Consider the following 25,981-nt stretch of genomic DNA (forward strand, 5'->3'; position numbering starts at 1 on the left):
GGATGCACTGCGGAGCTTGGTTCAATACAGCTTATATTTAACGATAATCCTGGAGAATTCCTCGTACGTTTCGCAATTTAACATCTGCTGGACGATATCCGAATTGTCGACCAGTTCCATGAGATGGTTATACATTTTAGCGGGTGGCTCTTTACCGTTTCTTTCAATGCTGAGAAGACAGATGAACTGCACCGGTTTGTCGCCCCACTCGATAGGTTGTTGAAGGGTGCAGACCGCCCATACGGTTTGATTGCTTTGCGGAATGATAGGGTGAGGAATGGCTACCAAATTTCCGTAAGCCGTGGGTGCGGCCTGTTCTCGTTCCAGAACGAGTCCAATAAAGCCTTCGGCAGAGCGGATCAGCCCTTCAGCATATATTTTTTGGCCCAGAAATGAGATGACCTCTTCCTTGGTGGTAAAATTTTGTCTCAGAAATACGAGTTCCTTCCGGATGTAGTGAAAATCAAACTCGGCTTCACCAGCCAGCAAACTTTCAATTTTATCCATATCGCTGCCGCCAAGAAGAGTATGCACGACCACGACTGGAACCGATAATGGCAGCTGAATGGGAATGGTGCTCACCACGAAATCAATGTCATGGAGGGGAAACTGCTGAAGCTTGTAATATTCCGTTGTACCCGCCACTTCAAGCGAGCTGCCAAAAGTGCTTTGCAGTTTGTACTTGAGCAGCCGGGCGCTTCCGACTCCTGAAGTGCAGACGACCAGACAGCGTTTTGGCCGGGTGTTCATACGCTGTCGTTCGATGGCTGCCCCGATATGAATGGCGAGATAGCCCATCTCTGCTTCCGGGATGGCAATATTCAGCTTGCTCTCGATCAGCTTGGCACCAATAACTCCCGCTTGAAAAGCCAGAGGGTAGTTGCTCTTGACATGATCCAGCATGGGGTTTCGGATGTTCATTCCATACTTTACCCGGTTCAGCGCTGGCTTCAGATGAAGGCAGATGCCTATGAGCAGTTCTGTATCACAGCTGATGTTCAGATTCAAATCCCTGTCGATCTCGGCGAGCATTTCCTTGCCCAGTTCAAAGAGGTTCCAGTCCAGCAGCTTCTCGGGTCCCATGTCCTCTATAGGGTGTCCTTCAATTCTGACAAACCACTTGTTTCCGGCAAGATGCATGGCAATGTAGGCGATTTCATTTTCGGGAAAAGATAACTGCAATTCCTTTTCGATCAGCTCGACAATATGCTCGGCAGCTCGAAATTCATCAGTGCCCCGTAGATCTCCTATTTCCGCCGAGAGCATAGCTACCTGGTTACCATCACGAATGCGCTTGCAAGCGATCGCAATATGAATAGATAAATTGCTGAAGGCGATATCGGAGAGTGTCACTTCATATTTCTGAGTCTGTTCCAGAATGATTCCGCAAATCAGCGTTATTTCGCGCGGGTTGACGATGGGCAGCGCTGCATGAAGTGTTCCGCCTTGTTCTTGGGAACGGCTTACAATAAACTCGGACAAGCAAAACCGAAGCTGAACTTCATCCCCCTTCAGCTTGACCCCGTAATTTGGCCGTTTATCAATGGTGATTCCGTAGCTTTGCAGGGTTTGCTTAACCTCTTTGAAATCATTCTGCACCGTAGACTTGCTTATATATAGCTCATCTGCGAGGTGTTCCAGCTTCACATAATGATCAGCGAGCAGGAGACGTTTGATTAAATACAATTGCCGGTAGCCAGGAGAACCCGGATCATCGGGCTCGCTGGACAGGAACAATTGCTGCAGCAGCGCATGAAAGCTACGGCTATCTGTAATCTTCAGTTCATATCCCCTTGAACGAACTGGTTCAATGGCTGCCCCATGCTTGGATAGAAATTCATCCAGCTCCCGGATATCGCTGCGGATGGTGCTGAATCAATTTGGCGAGATAATCACTTTTGACAGGAGCATCGGCAGCCAGCAAGTGCTGAAGAATTGAAACCATGCGTGCATTCATTCAAGGTTTCCCCCTTTCTGTAAAGCGAAATACATGCAGTGTACATAAAAAACCTCCGATTATCCAAGTGTAACACCTGTGAAATAACCGGAAGCTCGTAGTAAGCTCAAAAGTAAATGAGGAAGATTCATCAACAATTAGCGGAAGAAGATGGTGTAAGCGGTTGTTCTGAACGTATTACCATCTGCACTGCATTCTGCCAACCTGCATAAAGCCGCTGGCGGCTGACTTCATCCATACTAGGGGTGTAGTGCTCATACAGATTCTGATCAGAGGTATTTCCCGTGATGATGCCTTTAGGATCTGACCAGTATCCGACACCGAGACCGCCCAGATACACAGAACCCATTGCAGACAGCTCAGCACAGGTAGAGCGGGTAACATGGGTACCCAGAATATCTGCCTGAAACTGCATGAGCCAGCTGTTAGATGAGCCCCCGCCATCCGTACGTAAACTAGTAAGGGGCACACCGGATTGTTCACGTATAAATTGAACCGCATCTCTCACTTGATACCCGATGCTCTCTAGCGCTGCGCGTACAATATGTGCTTTGCCGTTTCCACGGGTCATACCTACAATTGCAGCACGTGCAGAGGGATTCCAGTAGGGAGCACCTAAACCGACAAAAGCAGGGACCAGATATACGCCCTCATTGTCCTGCAATTCGGTGATCATGGATTGCATTTCCTCAAATGAAGAGAATAATCCTAAATTATCCCGTGTCCATTTTATACTGTCTCCGGTCGTACGTATAACAGCTTCCAATGCATAAGATACCTTTCCTGAAGCCCCCCAGGCAATCGTTGTAACCAAGCCTTCACCGCCCTGTACGGGTTGCGAGCCAATATTCATAAGTACAGATGTTCCAGTCCCATATGTCGCTTTGGCATCACCAGTATCGAAGCAACGATGCCCGTACAGTGCACCCTGTGAATCTCCGATTATCCCTGATATCGCTACTTGTTCGTCCCATAATTCCACTTCCTGTGTATAGCCATACAAGGCATCGGATGCTTTTACCTCAGGGAGCAGGGAGGAAGGAACACCGAATATACTGCACAACTCCATATCCCAAGCCAGAGTATGAATGTTAAAAAGGGAAGTCCGGCTGGCGTTACTGTAATCGGTTGCATGTATTTGACCGCCCGTAAGCTTCCATAGCAGCCAGCTGTCAATAGTCCCTGCAAGTAGTTTACCTTCAGCAAGCAATTGGGGGGCATGAGGTACATGTTCCAAAATCCAATTGAACTTGGCGGCAGAGAAATAAGGATCGAGCATTAGACCTGTCTTGGAGCGTATAATATCTTCATAGCCAGTATTCTTCAACCGTGTGCAGACCTCTGCCGTTCGCTGGCATTGCCATACAATGGCATTATAGATAGGCAAGCCAGTAGAACGGTCCCAGATCAGAGCCGTTTCTCGCTGATTCGTAATGGTTACTGCGGCCAGCGAGGAAGGAGAAAGCCCTGCTTTCTCCAGTACGCCTTTCGCAGCAATAAGCACATTATGATATATCTCAAGCGGGTCGTGTTCAACCCAGCCCGGCTGTGGGTAATATTGTTTGTGCTCCAAAGAATAACGGGTAATCACTTCGCCTTGCTGATTAACCAGCAGTGTTTTGGTTCCGGAAGTGCTTTGATCGATCGCCAGAATATAGGTCTCGATATTCATTACAGCTACAGCTCCTTACTTGTTCATCAATTCGAGCACAATCTTGCTGATATTCTCAGAGGTAAGTCCATAATGTTCAAAGACTTCAGCTGTTTTGCCAGCAATCGCCGGCTCATCCGGTATGCCCAGCATTTTCATAGGAAGCGGTTGATGTTGAACAACCACTTCTGCTACAGCGGCACCCAAGCCTCCGAATACACTATGCTCCTCTACGGTGACAATACCTCCCGTTTCCCGGGCTGCGGCGATGATCGCTTCCTCATCAAGTGGCTTGATGGTGTGCATATTGAGAACACGAGCTTTAATACCCATCTGCCCCAGCAACTCAGCCGCATCCAGAATGATACGGACGGTCTCACCAGCGCCAATCAGGGTAATATCTGATCCTTCTTGTAGGTTAACAGCTTTCCCAATCTCAAACGGATAATCATCGGACGGATAGACATCCTCAACAGCATTACGTCCGATCCGTACATATGCGCCTCCTTCATGCTGAACCAGCGCTTCGGTCATTTTCTTGGTTTCATGACGATCGGCAGGGAGTAAGACCATCAAACCAGGAATCGCTCGCGCCACAGCAATATCCTGGACAGAGTGATGGGACATCCCTAGTGCACCGTAGCTAACACCACCGCTTATCCCAATCAGCTTTACATTGGTTCCGGAATAGGCTACATCTACCTTGATCTGCTCAATACTACGCATGCTCAGGAAGCAGGCAGGAGAGGTGACGAACGGCTTTTTACCGCTGTGTGCGAGTCCAGCAGACATACCGACGATATTTTGCTCGGCAATGCCTACCTCCACAAATTGTTCCGGATAGGCATCGGCAAAGGGAGCCATAGCAGCAGAGCCGCGAGAATCACTAGCCAACACCATAATATCCCGATCCTCTTTGGCAAGGCTAAGCAGCGTTTCACAGATGACCTGACGATTTGGGATTTTGTTCATTGTTTATCTCACCTGTCCTTCCCCGGATAATTCGTCTATTTCTTGTGTCAGTTCCGCCAGTGCGCGTTCAAGTTCATCATCACTTGGAATACGGTGATGCCAGCCTGGAACACCCTCGGCAAAGGATACACCTTTTCCCTTGATCGTGTTTGCCAGCACCAACGTTGGTTTGCCTTCAATTTCAGGGACATTGCGGAATGTATGGATCAGTTCCTCCATGCTGTTGCCGTCAATGGAGATCACGTTCCAGCCGAAAGCGGCCCACTTTTCCTCCAGGGGTTCAAGTCCCATAACCTCCTCGGTTGTACCGCTAATTTGCAGGCCGTTGCGGTCAATGATACCGACAAGATTATCCAGTTTGTAATGGGCACCTGCCATAGCAGCTTCCCAATTGGAGCCTTCCGCTTGCTCCCCGTCACCCATGAGACAGAATACACGGTAGGATCGCCCGTCACGCTTGGCAGCCAGTGCTATACCGACTGAGATGGGGAGGCCATGGCCCAATGCGCCTGTATTCATTTCAATACCGGGAACTTTATTGTTCGGATGTCCAATCAGACGGGTTCCGAACTGGCTATAGGTTTCCAGTTCTTCTTTAGGGAAGAAACCAAGGTCTGCCAGAATACACCATAAAGACTCGACGGAATGTCCCTTGCTGGCAATAAAGCGGTCACGTTCCTCCCATTTAGGATTAGTGATATCAATATTCATGATTTCGTAGTATAGGGCGGTGAGTATATCCGTATTGCTCAGCGAGCCTCCTGTATGCCCTGTTTTGGCACGATGAATAATGGTGAGCAGGTCCTTACGGATTTGTGCGGCTTTGATTTTCAAGTCTAGGATTTCCATAGTGCCCTCCTGAAATAATATAGTTAAACCAGAATACCCGACTTGGTGACAGCGAGATCGGAACCACGCAACCAGCGTTGAATTTCCTGTTCGGTAGGATCTACCGGATCTGCCGTGACACCTGGAAGGTAATTGCAGGCCTCGTACAGAGCCGGGATGACATTAGCATGAATGCCAACAGAGTGATGGACGTAAGGACCTTTGACGAGCTTTTCTTCCCATAACGGCCAGTCGTTGACCTCTACCCAAACATACGAGCCGCGGGTATAAGGTCCCTCAATTCCTTTAGCTTTGCCGAGGAAAATGGAATAATCTCCATGATCACCATCAAAACGGGCGATGGTCATGCCGCCGCCTTTGATTTGTCCTTCATGTGTGCCTGGTGCGTGATCATCGAACAGGAAGTGCTTGCGTAGTTTGGGTTTGTTCTCAATAGACATGGATACTGGAAAGTTCCCGCAGTGGAAAAGAAGCTCTCCATTGTCATTCTCAGGATGACGTACCGTAATATCAGCGAAAAAAGTGGGGAGTTCGTTCATCGCAGCCGCTTGTACCATAACCGAAGTAATTGCTCCGTGAATATCGGTTTCGCAGGTGACCGGAATTTGTTCATCTGTCAAAATGGCATTGGCCAGACAAGGCATAATTCCCATAGCTTCCTGGAGGGAGGACCAGCATTGGATCGCGATGGCTGTACTTCCCGTTTCGATAGCGTAGGATTTCATGGCTACTTTAAGTGCAGCAATGCGTCTGATATCTTCTTCGGTGACTTCACTGTAGTCCAGCTTCTCTTTGATATAATCAATCGCTTCTGAAAGTTCAGCACTGCTCCCGGATGCAATTTTCTTTGAACGGAGCTGAATATCTACTAGTGTAATTGGATGAATCTCAATACCGAATCGCTCCAACAGCTCCCCTTCATTGCAGATCATAGTCCAAAAGGAAGCAGGACGAGGACCTATCTGGAGAATCCGTAAACTTTTGAACTGTCGTACTACATTGGCAGCCGAGATAAAATTGTTAAAGCCTCGTTCAAATACCGGATCGGCTACACGACTGTTTGTGATATAGGAAAAAGGGACATTAAAGCGGCGAAGCACCTTTCCGCTAGCGAACAATCCACACTGGGTGTCACGTAATCTCATGCCGTCGGCCAACGGAGCCTCATCACGTGGACCCCACAATAGAACCGGCTTGCCAAGCGCCTTGCCCACACGGGCAACCGTATCCTCGGTACCAAAATTACAGTGGGGGAAGAAAACGGCGTCCACTTCCTCTTCCTTGAAACGTTTGATAATCAAGTCCGCGTTAATATGGTCGTCATACAGCAAACCTTCCTCATTAAGCCCTTCCAAATCCACGATATCAATGTTCATTCCGAAGCTCTCGATTTGTTGGCGAATGGCAACTTTGTAGCGGAATGCATCTTCAGCACTGAAGGTGAATCGTCGAGTAGGCGCATAACCCAGTTTCAGCTTTTTCATGAATAACTCTCCTTGTACTAGAAGTAAACAAATTAAAATTTAACTAAACAAAACTAAACTGTAGAGGATAAAATATATAAATTTTTATTTTCAAAGTCATCGTATCACCTCTGTAAACCGCTGTCAATTAGCTTGTTTATAAAAAAATAGTTGTTTAGTTTAGTTATTTTGCGAAAATAAACTAAAAATTTTTATTTTGTTTAGAGTGAATAGCGTATGTATTATATCTATTAAATTTGACAGGCTCCTAAATCTTTGTTAGAGTTTCAATCAAATATGAATAACCTTTTCATGGGATGTTACCGATAGGGCATAACCTGAATCGGCTTGTTTACACTGCAAGTGTAACCAGGCTGGTTTGGGTTTTTTTATTATTCATCTCCCTTTCTGTACACCCTTTTATCACACATTTGGAAGGAGAACGTTTATGTCCAGTTATATTTTTCCTAAAGACTTTTTATGGGGCGGTGCTCTTGCAGCCAACCAGGCCGAGGGGGCTTATTTGGAAGACGGTAAAGGATTGAGCCTGGTGGATCTGCTGCCTACCGGAGAGAAGAGAAGAAGCATAATGAAAGGGAATGTTCCTTCGCTAACCCCACTTGAAAGCGAATTCTATCCTTCCCATGAAGCCATTGACTTCTATCACCAATATCGCGAGGATATTGCACTATTTGCAGAAATGGGTTTCAAAGCACTGCGTGTTTCCATTGCCTGGGCTCGTATTTTTCCAACTGGAGAAGACGCTACTCCCAATGAGGCGGGGCTGCAATTTTACGATGATTTGTTCGATGAATTGCATAAACATGGCATTCAGCCGGTTGTGACCCTTGCTCATTTTGACGTGCCGGTAGCCCTGATCGAGAAATACGGAAGCTGGCGCAACCGGAAACTGGTTGGTCTGTTTGAAACCTATGCCAAAACCGTATTCACTCGTTACAAGGATAAAGTGAAATACTGGATGACGTTTAATGAAATCAACATGCTGCTCCACTTGCCGTTTCTCGGTGCCGGGCTTGTATTCCAAGAAGGTGAAAACGTTAAACAAATTCAGTACCAGGCTGCGCATCATCAGCTTGTTGCAAGCGCGCTGGCTGTAAAAGCATGTCACGAGATCATTCCAGATGCGAAAATTGGCTGTATGCTTGCTGCTGGAAGCTTCTATCCGTATACATGTAATCCCGAAGATGTGTATCAGGGGATGGAAAAAGACCGCGAGTCCTACTTCTTCATTGATGTACAGTCACGCGGCGAATATCCTGGTTATGCCAAACGCTTCTTCAAGGATCATGGACTAAACATCGAGATGGAATCCGGCGACGCAGCCATTTTGAAAGACCATACCGTCGACTACATCGGATTTAGCTATTATTCGAGCCGGACAACCAGCACAGACCCAGAGGTTGTCAAAAATATGACTAGCGGTAATGTTTTCGGCTCCGTGGCCAACCCATATTTGGATAAGTCCGAATGGGGCTGGACGATCGATCCAAAAGGATTCCGTATCACAGCCAACCAATTGCATGACCGCTACCAAAAGCCTCTTTTCGTAGTGGAAAATGGCTTTGGTGCCAATGATGTGGTTTCACCTGAAGGAGAAGTGAATGACGATTACCGAATCGACTATCTCAAGCGACATATTGCTGAAATGGGTGAGGCTCTTCAAGACGGCGTCGAAATTATCGGTTACACCAGTTGGGGACCTATTGATATTGTCAGCGCATCCTCTGGAGAAATGAAAAAACGCTATGGTTACATTTATGTAGATCGTGACAATGAAGGCAACGGTACGTTGAAACGTATTAAAAAGAAAAGCTTTGACTGGTATAAAAACGTAATTCATTCCGATGGTGAAAATCTCGGCGAATAGTCGTATGACAAGAAAATAGGATCGGACGTCCTGAATCAACGGGAATTTCCGATCCTCGTTTCTCAATTGAAAGCGTTGACAATCGTTCCTTTTCGGGCTATACTTGACGCAATTCCATCATTTTTTAGGATTGTTACTGCAGAGCAGGCAAAACCTAAGCCACGAATAAGCGGATTTTACAGTCTTGTTTATTTGGCGTGCTTCGGTTTTTTTTGTTTGCAATAAAGTGGATGGAGCATGAGTGGCTCTTGCTGGCATATGGAACGGGGGATCGAGATGAATATAGCAAAGGTCATCAACAACAATGTAATTAGTGTTTACCAGACAGACGGTACTGAACTCGTAGTAATGGGTCGGGGGATTGCTTTTAAGAAAAAGCCTGGAGACACAGTAGATGAAACCAGAATTCAGAAGGTATTTGCGCTGAAAAACAAGCAGACATCCGATAACTTCAAAATGCTGCTGCGCGAGGTACCGCTGGATTTGATTGTGATTGTGGAGGAAGTCATTAATGACGCCAAGCATAATCTGAACAGAAAGCTGAACGAAAATATTTATGTTTCTCTGACCGACCATATCAATTTCGCTATTGAAAGGTACCGGGAAGGACTGGAAATCAAAAACGCGTTATTGTGGGAAATCAAGCAGCTGTACAGAGAAGAATTCGCGATTGGTCTAAGAACGCTGGAACAAATTAAACAAAAGCTCGGTATTGAACTGCCTGTGGATGAAGCGGCTTATATTGCCCTTCACATTGTGAATGCTGAAATGAATGAGGAAGTCATTACGACCATGAGCATTACGAAGTTTATCCAGCAAATTATCAATATCGCAAAATACCACTTTAAGGTTGATTTTGACGAGGATTCTCTAAGTTATTTCCGCTTTATTACGCATCTGAAATTTTTCGCTCAGCGCGTATTTAAGGGAAATCACTATGAAAATAACTATGATCATTTATATGACTTGATTAAGGAAAAGCACAAGGATGCAGCCGCTTGTACGGAGAAAATCGGAACTTTCGTTAAAAAAGAATACAATCATGAATTAACGAACGAAGAAAAGCTGTATTTGACTGTGCATATTGAACGAGTGGTGAACAGATAAGCTCTAAACTTTTTATTCGAAAAAGAATCGAAAGTATATGTTTAAATGTTTTTGTTGACAAATATGGTAGATTAAATGTATTATGTGAGTAACAGGAATTTAATAAGTTTTAACTGGGATTGTTACTGGTTATGCAGGCAAAACCTAAGTCATGAAAAATCGCGGGACTCAAGTGCCCACCATTTTTCAAGGCTTAGGTTTTTTGTGTGCCTAAATATGTAAAAAGCCCCTTAGAACATGGAGGTGTCCATCATGAGTTATGAAAAACTGGCTAAAGAAATTGTGCACCTGGTAGGCGGGGAAAAAAATGTAGTATCGCTCGTACACTGCGCCACGCGCCTGCGTTTTGTGCTAAAAGATGAGGCGAAAGCAGATAAGGCAAAGCTGGAGAAAACCGATGGAATTATTACGGTCAAGCAGAGCGGTGGCCAGTTCCAGGTTGTGGTCGGCAACAAAGTACCAGAAGTATACAATGCCATCGGCCAAGTATCCAACATTTTGAATGAAACTGGAAAAGAAGAGAACTCAACTAAAGGCAAAAAAGGATTTGGCGCTGTCATTGACGTGATTTCCAGCATTTTCGCACCATTGCTTGGAGTTATGGCGGGGTCCGGTATTTTGAAAGGTCTGCTGCTGATTGCGAGCAACCTCGGCTGGTTGGTCCCGAAAGACACTACTTATATGATTTTGTATGCTGCGGCCGACAGCTTGTTTTATTTCCTGCCGCTCTTGTTAGCGGTTACAACGGCACGGAAATTCGGAGGTAATATCTTCGTTGCTTTGACCATTGCCGGAGGGCTGCTTTACCCGACGATTGTCACGCTGAAAACAGAAGGTACAGCAACAGACTTTTTCGGTATTCCTATTGTGATGATGAGTTATTCATCTACCGTTATTCCAATTATTTTAGCCGTTATCGTCATGAGTAAGCTGGAAAAATGGTGCAATCGAGTGATTCATGAAAGCGTTAAAAACTTTATTACACCTTTGATTCTACTTGTAATTATGCTTCCTCTGACCCTGATGGTCTTTGGTCCAGTCGGAGTGTATGTGGGCAACGCAATTGCTACCGCACTCGTTGCTGCATTTAGCTTTAGTCCGCTGCTCGCTGGAGCAATTCTTGGTGCTTGCTGGCAGTTGCTCGTTATTTTCGGTGTTCACTGGGGTCTTATCCCTGTATTTATTAATAACATTGCTGTTAACGGCCGGGATGGCATTAAACCCGCTGCTTCAGCTTCCGTTTTTGCTCAAACCGGTGCAGCGTTTGGTGTCATGCTGAAAACGAAAAATAAAAAGCTGAAAACGCTGGCGGGTTCCGCTACACTTACTGCGTTGTTCGGTATTACAGAGCCAGCGGTCTATGGGGTTACGCTACCGCTGAAACGTCCGTTTATTGCAGGTATTATCGGCGGTGCTGCCGGTGGTGCCATTATCGGCCAAGCGGGGACGCAAGCATTCGCCTCCGGCGCACCTGGATTGCTGACCTTGCCGATCTTTTACGGTCCTGGCGGACAAGGCTTCCCGGGATTGATTCTAGGGATTACTGTTTCATTCTTGGTTTCGGCTATCTTGACTTATATTTTAGGCTTCGAAGATCCAGTTGAAGAGGAAGAAACCACAGACCATTCGTCTAAAGAATCGACATCTACAGTTGTAGCTTCTAATGAAGAGGTACTAAGTCCGATTGAAGGAACGGTGGTCGCTCTTTCGGAGGTCCCTGATCCAGCATTTGCTTCGGAGGCTATGGGTAAAGGTATCGCCATCCAACCGACAACGGGTAGAGTTGTAGCACCGTTCGACGGAACCATTACTGTAGCGTTCAAGAAAAAACATGCGCTTGCAGTGGTTTCACATCATGGCGCAGAAGTTCTGATCCACGTTGGGGTAGATACGGTTAAGCTGGATGGTAAACATTTTACTTCCTATATCAAAGAAGGTGACCAAGTAAAGGCAGGAGATTTGCTACTCGAATTTGATGTTGAGCAAATCAAGGCAGAGGGTTATCCTACGATTACGCCAGTTATCATCACAAATTCTTCTGAATATACGGAAATCCTCCCCATCCCTCAAGGGCAGGTAACGGAGCAAGCACCGTTGTTGAAACTGTCTAGCGCTCCAAATGAGCAAGCAGGCAACGCTTGAAATCTTAAGTAAGGACCAAGCTCTGATGATCCGCATTCACGGATCATCAGAGCTTTTTTTGTCGTCCTATGATGCCGAATAAGGCTATTTGTAATTGACAATATGTCAATTAAATTAGCTTGTACGGTTGTAAAAACTAATCTATAATTTTTTTGTAATTATGCAAATTTTCTGAAAACATAGACTAGATGAATTGATGGATCAGGGGGAAATGCAAGGAATGTTAGAGAAGTGGGCAGAGGCAGTAAATGGTGTCATTTGGAGCAATCCTGTGGTATATGTCTGTTTGGGCGTGGGGCTATTATTTTCAATCATGACTCGATTTTTACAAATTAGGCATTTCAAAGAGATGATTCGCCTTGTCTTTAAAGGAAAAAGCTCAGAGGCAGGCGTTTCTTCTTTTCAAGCCTTTACGATGGCGCTATCGGGACGTGTAGGGACGGGAAACATTGCTGGGATTGCATTGGCAGTCGGTATGGGGGGGCCTGGGGCGATATTTTGGATGTGGGTCATGGCCTTTATCGGGTCGGCTACGGCGTTTGTTGAATCTACACTGGCTCAGGTATATAAGGTAAAGCGTGATGGTCAGTACCGAGGCGGCCCGGCTTTTTATATTGAAAAAGGAACAGGCTTAAAATGGTTTGCCGTTATTTTTGCGGTAGTAGCGTTGGTTGCTATGTGTTTGTTGATGCCGGGGACCCAATCGAACTCCATCGCCGTAGCTTTTCATAGTTCGTTTGGTATGGATATGAAGGTTTCTGGGATATTAGTGGTCGTGTTGCTGGCGCTTATCATTTTTGGCGGTGTCAAAAGAATTGCCAATGTGGCTCAGGTTGTCATACCGTTTATGGCACTGGGCTACATCCTTGTCTCTTTCTACATTATGATGACGAACATTACTGCACTTCCCGAGGTATTTGCCCTGATCTTTCGCAGTGCTTTTGGTGTAGATTCAGTGTTCGGAGGTATAGCAGGGACAGCCATTGCTTGGGGTGTAAAACGAGGCATTTATTCTAATGAAGCGGGACAAGGCTCTGGTGCGCATCCGGCAGCCGCAGCAGAAGTGTCCCATCCGGCAAAACAGGGGCTGGTTCAGGCCTTTTCCGTATATGTAGATACTTTTTTAGTCTGTACGTCTACGGCTTTCATGGTATTGTTTACAAATATGTACAATGTGAAGGGACCAGGTGGGGGGTATATTGTGCAGCATCTCCCGGGTGTTGAAGAAGGAACCCAATATACACAGGCTGCTATTGAATCGGTATTCCCGGGTTTTGGCTCAAGTCTCTTGTCCATAACCTTGTTCTTTTTCGCATTTACCACCATTATTGCGTATTATTACATCGCTGAAACGAATATGGCCTACCTGGTTGCCGACCGTAAAGCCAAATGGCCTATGTTCCTGTTAAAGTTGGTAATTCTGGGTTCGACGTTTTATGGAACGGTCGTCAAAGAATCGGCCTTGGCATGGACACTAGGGGATATGGGCGTCGGTATTATGCTTTGGGTCAATCTGATTGCTATGATTCTCCTGGCCAAGCCTGCGTTTCTCGTGCTTAAGGATTACGAGCAGCAGCGAAGGCAAGGGCTAGACCCGGTATTTGATCCGAAGCAGGCGGGAATTTCAAATGCAGATTATTGGTCACGGGAATATCAGCTTCCTTCAGATGAGTTGACGATCACAGTTGAACCGGGTAAGATTCAAGCCTAAATAAGATAGATTACTACATTTAAAGATGGCTCCTTGTGGGTCATCTTTTTTCATTATCTTGCCTTTACATTCCAAAAGGGGTACATATGTTCACTGTTTAGTTTATAATTTAGATATGAGACAGGGTACATTGCACAGAGGGGTGATTGAAATGAGAACATCCGATTTATCCATAACAGACGAGAAGTGGAGAGCTATTATAGAAAATGACAAGTCGTATGACGGGGTATTTTTGTATGCTGTGAAGACAACGAAAATATTTTGTCGTCCCTCCTGCAAATCCCGACCTCCTAAAATAGAGAACATCCGTTTATTTATATCAGCAGAGCAGGCTTTGGCTGAGCATTTTCGTCCATGCAAAAGATGTAAACCGACAGGACAACGATTGCCTGATCACGACTGGATCGCAGGAGTTACAGAATACGTAGATTCGAATTATATGAAGGACTTAACATTGCACGTCCTGGCAGAGATCAGTCATGGAAGTCCGTACCATTTACATCGTACCTTCAAGCGAATCATGCATGTAACTCCGATGGAATATATACAGCGTACGAGGTTGGAACAAGCGAAGAAGCTGCTTATTTGCTCACAACAATCTGTTGCGGAAGTGGGGGAGAACGTAGGTCTGTCCAATACCCCTTACTTTATTACGTTGTTTAAAAAGAATATAGGCTACACTCCATTGCAATATCGCCAACTCGAATCCATAGCAACTCAAAAAGGAGATACACAGCATGGTATATCAAATGAATAAAACGATCTATTGGTCATTATTGGTGCATGAGGATTGGAATTTATATATTGCAGCTACATCGGAAGGATTATGTTATGTTGGTTCGCTTAATCAAACTGTTGAGGAATTGATTGCATGGGCAGGAAGTCGATTTCCCGGCAGTCCTTTAGTTGAAGAGGATACCATTTTACAGCTCTATGCCAAGGAGTTGATTGAATATTTCCAAGGGGAGCGTACACATTTTACATTCCCTTTTGACTTTCATGGAACTGCATTTCAAATGGCTGTGTGGAACGCGCTGTGTAATATTCCGTATGGGGAGACACAATCCTATTCAGACATTGCCAACGCGATTCAAAAGCCGAACTCTGTTCGTGCGGTTGGTACCGCTATCGGTGCTAATCCGATTTTGGTCACCATCCCTTGTCACCGGGTCATTGGTAAGAATGGAGCTTTGACCGGATATCGTGGGGGGCTGGACATGAAGGTGAAGCTTTTGCAGCTTGAAAAGAATCACACACACAAACCAATACAGTAGTGAGGTCAGGTATGAAAAATGAGTATTACAAATCCCCCAAGACTCTTTTGAATAAAGGGACTGGCTTCTTGTCAGGGTATACACACTCGTTGAACCCGTATACCGGCTGTACCTTTGGTTGCTCGTATTGTTATGTACGCCAATTGCCAGTCTCTACGTTTCGGAAGGAAGCTTGGGGAACATGGGTTGATATTAAGAAAGAGGCGGCAGATATTCTTCGTAAGGAGCTTCGTAGGGCCAAATCCAAAGGTAAAGTTACGATTTTTATGTCGTCAAGCACAGATCCTTATCAGCCGGCCGAGTACAAACAAGAGGTGACCCGATCTCTGCTGGAAGTGATGGTGGAAGATCCACCGGATTTTCTCTTTGTACAGACGCGTAGTCCGCTTGTACGACGGGATATTGATTTATTGCTCCAATTGAAGGAACGTGTACGTGTGAGCGTCACGGTAGAAACAGACCGCGAGGATATACGCAAACATTTCACCCCGGAGGCTCCTCCCATCCAGGCTCGTCTCCAAACACTGCAACTTTTAAAAGAGGCAGGTGTACCGACGCAAGCTACCATTGCTCCGATGCTGCCAAGCAGTGAGCATTTTGCAAACAAGCTCGTGTCTCTGGTCAACCGTGTCTGTATAGATGATTATTTTATGGGAGACGGCAGCGGGGGAAGGCGGACGCGTAGCTTGAACATTGGTGCGCTGTACGAGTCATTGGGGCTGGAGGAATGGTATCACCCAGCTGCGTATAAGGCGGTTTATGAGCGTTTTCTTCAGGTTTTTTCGAAAGAACAGCTCTATGTGAGCAAAGAAGGATTCGAACCCTGATATGAAAGCAACCTATGTCATTAAATGAAGAGTGCACCTTACAAGGGGAGCGGGAGAACCAATGGAAACGGTAATGACCAAGAACTTTGACTATGGGGAAAAGGAAATCAACTACCTGAAGACGGTAGATACCGTACTTGGTACAGCTATAACGCAAATGGGCAAGGTAGAACGGGGAATCATTCCCGACCTGTTTGCAGCGCTTGTTCATGCGATTGTGGGGCAGCTTATTTCCGCCAAGGCGGTTCAGACCATATGGACAAGGATGCAGGAAAAATTAGGAGCGATCACTCCACAAAATATAGCCGTTCAGACAGCTCAGGATATTCAAAGCTGTGGCATCACCATGAAAAAGGCAGCATGTATCCTGAATATAGCCCAAACGATCGAGCAGGGATTGTTGGATTTACAGGAGTTGTATGAGTTTTCCGATACACAGGTGATCCAGAAACTATCCTCGCTACAAGGGATAGGCCCTTGGACGGCTGAAATGATGCTGATTAATTGCATGGAACGTCCAGACGTCGTCAGTTGGGGCGATATGGCTATTCGGCGGGGAATGATGAAGTTGTACCATTTAGATACACTGACCAAGCAGCAATTTGAGGAGTATCGCCGAGTGTATTCGCCTTATGGTTCAGTGGCCTCCATTTATTTGTGGAGCATTTCATTTCGTTAACAAACAGGGAGTGGAAAATATGGAGAAGACCATCAGAGAACAGATATTGTCACATGTGGATACAGATTTTCAGAAATTTACGGCTGCATTGCTTCCGACGATTAATAATGTGCTGGGTGTGCGTCTGCCAGTGCTGCGTAAGCTGGCTCAAGAAATTGCCAAGGGAGATTGGCGTCTCTATCTGGAGACCGCTGAAAGTGAACACTTTGAAGAAGTGATGCTGCAAGGTATGGTGATTGGTTCTGTTAAAACAGATATTGAGGAAGTCTTGAGTTATACCGCCAAGTTTGTTCCTAAAATTGATAATTGGTCCGTATGTGACAGTTTCTGTGCCGGATTGAAAATTACGAAGCAACATAAAGAAAGAGTATGGGATTTTATTCAGCCCTATCTGTTTTCTAAGAAAGAATATGAGATTCGGTTTGGGGTGGTTATGCTTCTGAATTTTTATATTGAGGAACAGTATATTAACCGGGTGCTTACTTTGCTAGATCAGACCCATCGGGAAGATTATTATGTACAAATGGCGGTAGCATGGGCGATATCTATCTGTTATATCAAGCTGCCAGAGGTAACGACGGCGTATTTAAGTCATAATACATTAGACGATTTTACTTTCAATAAAGCTCTGCAAAAAATCACAGAATCATACCGGGTGGATCAGGCCACAAAAACGACCATTCGTAGTATGAAGCGAAAAAGAAAATAGGATGGGTCCCCGCCTGTAAGTGTTATACTGAAAAAACATACGTGTATAAGACCGACAGGAGGGGAGTCTGTGAATTCGATCCCGCTGGGAGTGCTTGTTGTAGATGATGAAACTAGGCAGCGTCGTGGGTTGGCTGCCATGATCCGGGATTTACGTCCAGAATACAAGGTATGGGAAGCCAAGAATGGGAAAGATGCTTTGACCATTTCATTATCCCAGCCGATCCAGATCGTTTTTACAGATATTCAAATGCCGATTATGAATGGGATTGAATATCTACAACAATTGAGAACATCGGGTCAGCATGAGACCAAAGTTATTTTAGTGACAGTCTATCAGGAATTTAGCTATGCACAGCAGGCGGTACGGTACGGAGCGAATGATTATTTGGTGAAACCGGTGCAATCACAGCAGCTTATTGAAGTGATTCAACAAATGGAGAAGATCATTGTAGAGGAGCAGGGAGCACTCGGTGAAAATCGAACAGCGTTGAATCAGATCGAGCAAAGCATGCCTGCATTTGTGGAGCATTTGTTTAGCAGATGCGTGACAGACAAGTTACAGCCTAACGAGAAAAGCTTATTAAAGAGTTACTTTGGATGGCAGGGGATAGGAGAAGTTCTTGCGTTGGGGACATCTGCATCCCGCCCGGAGGATATATATGCGTGGGATTCTAAGCTACGAAACGCGGTTGTTGAATTATTGCGTCCGTGGGCATCTTCTGTCGTGTTCCCGCTTGAAACCCCTAAAGAGCATATGGTCGTTGTAGTGAATTGGAGGGAAAGCGCTGAAGGCAAGGAGGCCAAAAGCGCACTTCAAGCTGGACTGAAAAAGGTGGAGCAGCAGCAAGCTATCTCCATTTGGTTTGCTTGGGGTCAGCCTTTTGACTTCGATGAAATGCAAATAAGCCAATCTCACGAAAAGGCTGTTCGCCTTATCTCCATGCGATTTTATACACCTCACACCAGATGTTTGAACCTTGTCGTTTTAGATGATGAACAGTCGATACAGGAAATGAGCACTCATGAACAGATAGTCTTTCTGAAATCCATTGAAAGCGCTATCTCTAATCGGAAGCCTGATCAGCTATTGGAACGGGTACAACATTTCATTGGACGAATGACGCGAGGGTATCCTCCACCTGATGCGCTTAAAGCTAAATTAATACACCTTCTCCTAGTTAGTTTACCACGGTTAAATATAGGGTGGAGTGAGGAAGTCTACTCACGTTACTCGGAACAGTTGAACCGAGCTGTCGAAGAGGCCACATCTCTCCAAAATCTTGAGGATCGTATTGCAGCATGGTTAAAAGAGCTGATTCTTGAGCTTGATGGCAGCTCCAAAGGTGAACCCATCATGAAAAAATGCAAGGAATTTCTGGATACACATCTACATGAAGACCTAAGTCTGGAGATTGTGGCCCGGCGCTTTCACTATAATGCGTCCTATTTTAGCATTCTGTTCAAAAACTATTTTGGGCTCTCGTTCACGGAATATATGGTGAAGCTCAGAATGCAAAAGGCTCAGCACTTACTGCTGCATACAGACGCCAAGGTCGCAGAAATTAGTAGACAGGTTGGTTATAAAGATACCAAGTACTTCTTTAAAGTGTTCAAAAAAAACGTTAAGCACACACCCGAGGAGTTTCGTAGAAAATTCATTTAATGGTTAGGTGAAAGGAAGATACAATGCGCCAAGTCAAATATATATATCAAAAATTTTTGGACAGTAGCTTTCGTACGAAGTTGATGCTGTCCTATTTTTTGTTGTCTGGTTTCATCGTTTTGATCCTGGGCTTTGTCTACTTCGAAACCAGTGCGCGGAATATTACTGCAAATGTAACAGATAGCGTTACAAGTGTATTGCGTAGCAATAACCAGCTGCTGGATAACAAGCTGACAGCTATTCAAAAAACTGTGGATATGATTCCAATTGATCATGATCTTTTACAGACTATCACAGACGTGGATACTACGGATTCTTCATCGCTTTTACGAGCTGATCGCAGCATTACGAAAATTTTGTACAGATACTTTGGCAATATAGAGGAAGTATACGCTTCTCAGATTATGACGCAAAAGTATGCATACGGAAGTACAGAGCGGATGTATATTCCCGTTCTGCCGTTCTATTCTTCTCCCTTGGCGACAACGGCGGTACAAGCAGAGGGGGCTACCAGGTGGATTCCTGCCTATTCGTATGCCGACACCTTTCATCAGCAGGATTTAAAACAAGGTTCCTATGATTTTAGCTCTTTATTTGCTGTGGTTAAGCAGCTTCATTTGACTGCATTAGATGATGCTGGAACCTTCCATACGCTTCCTGAAGGAAAGGAAAAGCCTATACTTATATTGAATTTCCGGCCTGATTTGTTAAAGGATGGTTTTGAAGATTATGCAGCCCGCAGCGGATTTGCACATCTATCCTACGGTATGATTCACGATAACAACGGGATAGTCATGAGCTCAGATCGACAGCAACAAACGGGGGAGCCCGTGGCGGATTGGCTGAAGAATGCCATTACTTCAGAACAAGGGACAAAAATGGTAAACGTGAAGGGTCAAAGTATACTACTGGTTTACGAAGCGATGAAGACGACGGGCTGGGTATCATATATAGCCATTCCCATGGAAGATGTACTGGGGCATTTGTCAACGATTCGTACCTACACCTTGTTCTTTTTAGGCTTTATGATGCTCATTGCTGTCATCCTTGCTTATTTGCTGTCGGTATACATCAGTAAGCCCATCACGGATATGAAACAGGCGATGAAGGTAATGGAGAAGGGACATTTTGATATTCGAATCCCTGAACGCGGCTATGATGAATTGGGGGATCTGGTGATCCGATTTAATCAAATGAATGAGAAAATTATAGATTTGATCGAAGAAAATTACAAATCACGTCTGCGAGCCAAAGAATCGGAGTTAATGGCACTTAATTTACAGCTTAATCCCCATTTTTTGTATAACACCTTAACGACAATGTATTGGATCGCATTAGAACATAAACAACAGGAACTGGGCCGATTGATCATTAGTCTGGCGGAAATGCTGCAAATTACGACTCGAAACAAAAACGAGACCTGGAGCCTGGAAACCGATCTGAATTGGCTGGAAAAATACATTTATATTATGCAAAATCGCTTTGAGAACAAGTTCACAGTGGAGTATGATATTGATCCCATTTTACTTCATATGGAGGTTCCCAAACTCTTCTTGCAGCCTTTTGTGGAGAATTCAATTATTCACGGCTTCGCCGAAATGGAATCAGGTGGTCGGATTAAGATCACAGCCTGGGTCGAAAAGCAATTGGTGTGTTTTAAAGTCGAGGATAATGGATTAGGAATTCAAGAAGATCATATACGCCGCATTCAAGCTGGAGAAATCCGGTCAACGGGCATTAAAAATGTAGACAGAAGAGTACGGCTGTTATATGGGATGGAATATGGGGTTGCGCTCCACTCACCAGAAGATAAAGGGACATTTGTCCTGATCCGAATCGGAGAAACACATAGATCTAATCAAATGACACCAATCCAATGAGAGTGCGACTTTCAAAAATGTAAGCGTTTGCTAGAATAAATTTAGTGACGAAGCAACAAACGAAAAGATAAAAAATAAACGGTTTGGGGGCGTTACTCATGTTAAAACGAAAGTTATGGATCGTCTGCATGTGCTTGGTCGTTGGACTGATGTCAGCCTGTAGTTCAAATGAGAGCAGCAGTAAGCCAGTAGATTTACAAGGGCACGAGCAAGTGACACTGACCTATGCCAGTTGGGGGAGCACCAATGAGAAGAAGGTTCAACAGGAGATCGCCCAAAAATTCACAGACAAATATCCGTGGATCAAAATCAACTATATGCACATCCCCGGGGATTACGTCACCAAATTAACGACGATGTTTGCCGCCAATCAGGCACCAGATGTATTTCCTATTTATAAAGCACAGGCTCTGCAATGGGCTGAACAAGGCAAACTATATAATTTAAATGAATTTTTGAAGGAGGATAAGGAGCTAACGAAGGAGAGTCTCATTCCTAATTCAGTCATCTATTGGGATAAGGATAAAGTGGCAGGGGTCAAGGTGACGGAGGAAGCCTTTGCGCTCTATTACAACAAGGATTTGTTTGATGAGGCTGGTGTTGCCTTGCCGCCAACCAAAGCTGAAGAGGCTTGGACATGGGAACAGTTCTTAGAGACAGCGCAAAAGCTCACCATTGATAAAGCGGGAAATAATGCGCTTAGCCCCAATTTCGATGCAAGTAACATCAAACAGTATGGAGTTCGGTTTGACACATGGATGTGGCATCTGCTAGTACCTTCCAACAACGCAAGTGTCATTTCAGACAAAGGGGACTCGCTTAATCTTGAAAACCCTGATGTGATTGAAGCCGTGCAAAAGATGGCGGATCTGATCAACGTGTATCATGTGGCACCGTCGCCCACGCAGTCCAAAAATATCCCTTCCCCGGCCGTAGCATTGCAAAGCAAACGTGTAGCGATGGATCTGGATGGGCAGTGGGTCCAATTGGATCTCGGAGAATCGAAGGTGAATTTTGGTGTAGGCGTGTTACCCAAACTGAAAAGCAGCAAAACAATCCTGTTTGGCGAACCGGAAGTAATTTCTGCCAAAACCAAACATCCGAAAGAAGCATGGATGTTTTATAAATTCTTGCTGGATGCTGAAAGCGGGCTTGACATGCATTCCAGCGGATTGTGGATGCCTGTCATGAAAAAGTGGTACACCGAACCAGACTTGATTAGCAAATGGGCAGATGTCAAGCCAGGTCATGCGGATGGATATCGTGATGCAGTCATGAACCAAACGCTGCATAACGGTGTCAATTCTTACGACTATTATTTGAAGAATTCGGAAAAAATCAATGCAATTATTAACCCGGCGCTGGATCAGGTATGGCTGGGCAAGAAAACGGTGGAGCAAGCATTTAAGGAGGTTTCCGCCAAGGCCAACGCTGAATTTAAGGGGACATATCCAAAAGAATAAGGTGAGGGTTTTGACAGAAAGAGAGGGATAGAATGCAATCATTATCTTCTATTCGTAAGAAGGAAAATGGGTTGGGGTGGCTTTTTGCCGCCCCTGCTATTCTCGGCTTTGTCATTTTTGTTCTGGGACCGATGATCGCTAGTCTCTGGTTCAGTCTTACCGATTATAAGGTTGCTTCACAGGCCCATTTTATCGGTCTGGATAATTACGTCCACTTATTTGACGGTACGGACCAATTTTTTTATAAATCCCTTGGGGTTACGTTTTATTATGTGTTTCTGAGTGTGCCCCTGCAAATTATAGTGGCTTTCTTTTTGGCCATATTGCTCAATCAAAAGGTAAAGGGTTTAGCTTTTTTCAGAACCGTTTTTTATCTGCCTACGATTGTGCCACTCATAGCATCGTCTATGATCTGGATGTGGCTGTTTGATCCCGATCTTGGTTTACTGAATGTGGTGCTGCGTGCGCTGCATTTGCCGGAAAGTCAATGGATTTATAGTGAAGGGTCGGTAGTTCCTACACTGGTTTTAATGAGTTTATGGACCGTTGGGGGAACCATGATTATTTTTCTGGCTGGCTTGCAAGATATACCTAGGCATTATTATGAAGCCATTGAAATTGATGGCGGGAGTGCTCTTCATAAGCTTGTTTATATTACAATTCCATTGACATCGCCTACGATTTTTTTTAATACGATTATGGGCTTCATCGGTGGATTTCAGGTGTTTGTCCAGCCTTACGTCATGACTCAGGGTGGACCCAACAACTCCAGTTTGTTCTATACATTTTATTTATTCCGCGAGGCATTTACTTTTTCGAATATGGGTTATGCCTGTGCGATTGCTTGGGTGCTCTTTATTGTAGTTTTAACATTCACTGCCTTTCTGTTTAAGACAGCCCGCAAATGGGTGTACTACGAAGGCGGGGGGGCATGACGATGAAAAAACGTGGTTTGCGTTGGAGTAGAGTTGTTCTCTACACAGTGCTTATTGTGGGGTCACTTTTTTGCATGTTTCCTTTTTACTGGCTGGTGAGAAGCTCCATGATGGATTTAAGTCAGATTTTTTTGATCCCACCGAAATGGATTCCGGAGCCATTTGTACTTGAGAATTTTTTACAGCCGTTTGAAGAGTTATCGTTTGGGCGCTATTTTGTGAACACATTTATTGTCGTTGCAGGTACTTTAGCGGGTGTACTCCTGTCGAGTACGATTTCTGCCTACAGCTTTGCGCGAATGAGATGGAAAGGAAGAGATAAGGTATTTGCTGTGTTATTAAGCAGTATGATGCTGCCGTTTGCAGTTACGCTGATTCCGTCTTTTATTGGTTGGCAGGCATTAGGTATGGTTAATTCCTATGTTCCATTGGTATTACCTTCGTTTTTTGGTGGAGGCGTTTTTAATATCTTTTTGCTCAGACAATTTTATATGACTCTTCCGCGAGAACTGGATGAAGCTGTATTTGTGGATGGAGGCAACCATTTTACTATCTTTACTCGCATTATTTTACCTTTGTCCCGGTCAGCGATTTTGGTCATCGGATTGTTTACATTTTTGAACACATGGAATGATTTTATGGGACCGCTCGTTTATCTTAATGATGAAAGCAAATTTACGTTGGCGATTGGGCTACAGCAGTTTCAGGGAATATATTCAGCGCAATGGGGTGTTCTGATGGCCGCTTCTTTAATTGTCGTGTTGCCAGCTATCATTCTTTTCGCCATAGGACAGAAGTATTTTATGGAAGGTATTGCCTTAACGGGGATCAAGGGATAAGAGCAGCAGCCAGGTACGCACTTTGCTTTTTTTGGAATTTAATAATAAAATGGAAGTAACTTTCGAAAAGGAGATGACGTGAATTGGCAGAGCAAGTGCGTATTGGCAAAACAGATTTATATGTAAAACCAATCGGTTTGGGTGCGAACAAGGTAGGAGGACATAATCTTTTTTCCGGTTTGAACAATGAAACGGGCAAAGAAGTCGTTCGCACAGCTTTGGATAACGGCATCAATTTTCTGGATACAGCTTTTATTTATGGGCCTGAGCACTCAGAGCGGTTGATCGGTGAGGTACTTAAAGAGCGCGGCAAACGTGAGGAAGCTGTCATAGCGACCAAGGGAGCGCATAAATTTGTGAACGGAGAGGTTGTTTTTGACAACTCGCCTGCTTTTTTACGTGAATCCGTCGAATCCAGTCTGAAAAGATTACAAACGGATTATATTGATCTGTTCTATATCCATTTCCCAGATGAAGCTACGCCAAAGGCAGAAGCAGTCGGAGAACTGAAGAAGCTTAAGGACGAAGGCAAAATTAAAGCTATTGGTGTATCTAACTTTACCATTGAACAACTTAAGGATGCGAATAGTGACGGCTATGTAGATGTGGTTCAATCCCATTATAATTTGTTGCAACGGGAAGCTGAGAAGGATCTGCTGCCTTATACTAAGGAAAATGGCATTTCGTTTGTGCCGTATTTCCCGCTAGCTTCTGGACTACTAGGTGGTAAGTATACGAAAGACATGACTTTTACGGACATCAGAGCGAAAGATCCATTGTTTCAGGGAGAGGCATTTGCTCGTAATTTGGACAAAGTGGAGCAGGTACGCGAGATCGCTAATGCGTTGAATGCAGAGGTTGCTCATGTGGTGCTTGCATGGTATTTGACCCGTGATTCGATTGATGCCCTCATTCCAGGCGCGAAGGGACCGGAGCAGGTTCTGGCGAATCTGAAAACGCTGAATGTCCAATTGAGTCAAGCGGATATCGAGAAGATTGACCACATTTTCAAATAATGAGTTGAGCTTGGACTGAATCGTATTTGAAATCATATATGTTTACCACCAGGAGGAGCTGCCGGACGGGCAGCTTCTTTTTCGTTTATTTGCGGCATATCCTTCTAAAGTAAGCTCATCGCTGCGGGGGGATCAGAATGAATAGAAAACCGCAATGGCACAGCAGACCGAACAGAAGGCGACGTGGTAGACGCAGGATGTGGCTCATTGTGGCATTGGCGCTGCTGGTAGGAATCGTACAGGTGGCCGCCTATGTGGAACAGCATTTGAAGCCACCCATGATGCATCTGGCTAAAGTGCGGGTCAAACAAATGGCGACAGAGGCTATTAATTCAGCAATTACTGCGCAGGTAGAGCAGGGGAAGACTGCTGATAATTTGATCGAATGGAGAACGGATACGCAAGGGAGAACCTCTGGATTTGTTCTAAATTATGCGGAGCATATGAGAATTACGTCAGACACGCTCAAAGCAGTCAAGGCAACGATGGACAGTATGAGTCATTTTGATGAAAGTGTTCCGATTGGTCAGGCATTGGGGAGTCCGCTACTGGCAGCTTATGGACCCAAGGTTCCCCTAAAAGTGGAGCCGCATGGAGCAATCAAGGTGGATTTAAATACACGTCAGCAGGATGCGGGCATAAACATGATCTTGGTGGAAGTGTACATTCGAATTACGACGGAAGTGTCTGTGGTTATACCGTTTGAAATGCAACCTCAGATTGTGGAGACGGAAATCCCGGTTTCTTATTTGCTGGTGGTGGGCAACGTCCCGATGTACTACTATGACAATCAGGGGAAGCCAGTCGGCAAAAATGGTGCAACCGCTCCGCAGTTGGCACTGCCTTCCCATTCCATAGAGAGTGGCGGCGCTGTAAGTTCCAGCATAGAAAGTGTTCCAGAGATACAGAAAGACCCCAATTCCCTCAATCAGTCCCCAACGCCATAAACAAGAG

21 protein-coding genes are annotated in these 25,981 nt (G+C 45.0%); 16 read left to right on the top strand and 5 right to left on the bottom strand.

All coding sequences use genetic code 11. The features are described 5' to 3' along the window. Positions 1 to 21: 21 nt before the first annotated feature. The 5 genes from ACXHJ1_RS11620 to ACXHJ1_RS11640 form a co-directional block, all read right to left on the bottom strand. Complete coding sequence (locus ACXHJ1_RS11620) at positions 22 to 1,737, bottom strand: BglG family transcription antiterminator (protein ID WP_457906090.1); 1,716 nt, start codon at positions 1,735 to 1,737, stop codon at positions 22 to 24. 350 nt (positions 1,738 to 2,087) lie between these two features. After that, positions 2,088 to 3,629: a glycerol kinase GlpK gene (gene glpK / locus ACXHJ1_RS11625; protein WP_045244918.1), complete on the bottom strand. Its 1,542-nt coding sequence runs from the start codon at positions 3,627 to 3,629 to the stop codon at positions 2,088 to 2,090. 15 nt (positions 3,630 to 3,644) lie between these two features. Continuing rightward, positions 3,645 to 4,580: a transketolase family protein gene (locus tag ACXHJ1_RS11630; RefSeq protein ID WP_457906091.1), complete on the bottom strand. Its 936-nt coding sequence runs from the start codon at positions 4,578 to 4,580 to the stop codon at positions 3,645 to 3,647. A gap of 3 nt (positions 4,581 to 4,583) precedes the next feature. Continuing rightward, positions 4,584 to 5,429, bottom strand: a complete 846-nt coding sequence (locus tag ACXHJ1_RS11635) for a transketolase (RefSeq protein ID WP_019688558.1) — start codon at positions 5,427 to 5,429, stop codon at positions 4,584 to 4,586. Positions 5,430 to 5,452: 23 nt separating this feature from the next. Beyond that, positions 5,453 to 6,913, bottom strand: coding sequence for an L-fucose/L-arabinose isomerase family protein (locus ACXHJ1_RS11640; protein ID WP_457906092.1), 1,461 nt, complete (start codon positions 6,911 to 6,913; stop codon positions 5,453 to 5,455). A gap of 427 nt (positions 6,914 to 7,340) precedes the next feature. Here ACXHJ1_RS11640 and ACXHJ1_RS11645 point away from each other — a divergent pair, with 427 nt between their 5' ends. From ACXHJ1_RS11645 to yunB, 16 genes are all read left to right on the top strand, one after another. Next, positions 7,341 to 8,780 (top strand): 6-phospho-beta-glucosidase, encoded by a 1,440-nt coding sequence (locus ACXHJ1_RS11645; protein ID WP_017427249.1) that lies wholly within the window; start codon positions 7,341 to 7,343, stop codon positions 8,778 to 8,780. Positions 8,781 to 9,056: 276 nt separating this feature from the next. Continuing rightward, positions 9,057 to 9,887: a BglG family transcription antiterminator LicT gene (gene licT / locus ACXHJ1_RS11650; RefSeq protein ID WP_025365791.1), complete on the top strand. Its 831-nt coding sequence runs from the start codon at positions 9,057 to 9,059 to the stop codon at positions 9,885 to 9,887. A 252-nt stretch (positions 9,888 to 10,139) separates the two neighbouring features. Beyond that, positions 10,140 to 12,029, top strand: coding sequence for a beta-glucoside-specific PTS transporter subunit IIABC (locus ACXHJ1_RS11655; RefSeq protein WP_457906093.1), 1,890 nt, complete (start codon positions 10,140 to 10,142; stop codon positions 12,027 to 12,029). Between the two features lie 220 nt (positions 12,030 to 12,249). Continuing rightward, a complete protein-coding gene (locus ACXHJ1_RS11660) occupies positions 12,250 to 13,740 on the top strand; it encodes an alanine/glycine:cation symporter family protein (RefSeq protein WP_045244916.1) in 1,491 nt (496 codons plus the stop codon). A gap of 151 nt (positions 13,741 to 13,891) precedes the next feature. Then, positions 13,892 to 14,497 carry a bifunctional transcriptional activator/DNA repair enzyme AdaA gene (locus ACXHJ1_RS11665; RefSeq protein WP_031462199.1) on the top strand — a complete coding sequence of 202 codons (606 nt, stop codon included), beginning with the start codon at positions 13,892 to 13,894 and terminating at the stop codon, positions 14,495 to 14,497. After that, a complete protein-coding gene (locus ACXHJ1_RS11670; protein ID WP_016819966.1) occupies positions 14,478 to 15,014 on the top strand; it encodes a methylated-DNA--[protein]-cysteine S-methyltransferase in 537 nt (178 codons plus the stop codon). The genes ACXHJ1_RS11665 and ACXHJ1_RS11670 overlap by 20 nt, the downstream gene beginning before the upstream one ends. Before the next feature lie 11 nt (positions 15,015 to 15,025). Then, on the top strand, positions 15,026 to 15,841 hold the full coding sequence (locus tag ACXHJ1_RS11675) for a radical SAM protein (RefSeq protein ID WP_457906094.1): 816 nt from the start codon (positions 15,026 to 15,028) through the stop codon (positions 15,839 to 15,841). A gap of 61 nt (positions 15,842 to 15,902) precedes the next feature. Then, on the top strand, positions 15,903 to 16,520 hold the full coding sequence (locus ACXHJ1_RS11680; protein WP_457906095.1) for a DNA-3-methyladenine glycosylase family protein: 618 nt from the start codon (positions 15,903 to 15,905) through the stop codon (positions 16,518 to 16,520). Between the two features lie 19 nt (positions 16,521 to 16,539). Continuing rightward, positions 16,540 to 17,229, top strand: coding sequence for a DNA alkylation repair protein (locus tag ACXHJ1_RS11685; protein ID WP_107734738.1), 690 nt, complete (start codon positions 16,540 to 16,542; stop codon positions 17,227 to 17,229). Between the two features lie 69 nt (positions 17,230 to 17,298). Then, entirely contained in the window at positions 17,299 to 18,894 is a 1,596-nt protein-coding gene (locus ACXHJ1_RS11690) for a response regulator transcription factor (protein ID WP_457906096.1), read from the top strand. Between the two features lie 23 nt (positions 18,895 to 18,917). Next, positions 18,918 to 20,774, top strand: coding sequence for a sensor histidine kinase (locus tag ACXHJ1_RS11695; RefSeq protein WP_457906097.1), 1,857 nt, complete (start codon positions 18,918 to 18,920; stop codon positions 20,772 to 20,774). A 98-nt stretch (positions 20,775 to 20,872) separates the two neighbouring features. Then, complete coding sequence (locus tag ACXHJ1_RS11700; protein ID WP_031462192.1) at positions 20,873 to 22,237, top strand: ABC transporter substrate-binding protein; 1,365 nt, start codon at positions 20,873 to 20,875, stop codon at positions 22,235 to 22,237. A 32-nt stretch (positions 22,238 to 22,269) separates the two neighbouring features. Beyond that, positions 22,270 to 23,172 (top strand): carbohydrate ABC transporter permease, encoded by a 903-nt coding sequence (locus tag ACXHJ1_RS11705; protein WP_123797623.1) that lies wholly within the window; start codon positions 22,270 to 22,272, stop codon positions 23,170 to 23,172. A gap of 2 nt (positions 23,173 to 23,174) precedes the next feature. Then, complete coding sequence (locus ACXHJ1_RS11710) at positions 23,175 to 24,011, top strand: carbohydrate ABC transporter permease (RefSeq protein ID WP_107734734.1); 837 nt, start codon at positions 23,175 to 23,177, stop codon at positions 24,009 to 24,011. Between the two features lie 83 nt (positions 24,012 to 24,094). Further along, positions 24,095 to 25,027, top strand: a complete 933-nt coding sequence (locus tag ACXHJ1_RS11715) for an aldo/keto reductase (RefSeq protein ID WP_457906098.1) — start codon at positions 24,095 to 24,097, stop codon at positions 25,025 to 25,027. Positions 25,028 to 25,224: 197 nt separating this feature from the next. Continuing rightward, positions 25,225 to 25,974 carry a sporulation protein YunB gene (yunB, locus tag ACXHJ1_RS11720; protein WP_016819976.1) on the top strand — a complete coding sequence of 250 codons (750 nt, stop codon included), beginning with the start codon at positions 25,225 to 25,227 and terminating at the stop codon, positions 25,972 to 25,974. The last annotated feature ends 7 nt before the right edge of the window (positions 25,975 to 25,981 follow it).

The organism is Paenibacillus sp. ALE2 (assembly GCF_054113385.1).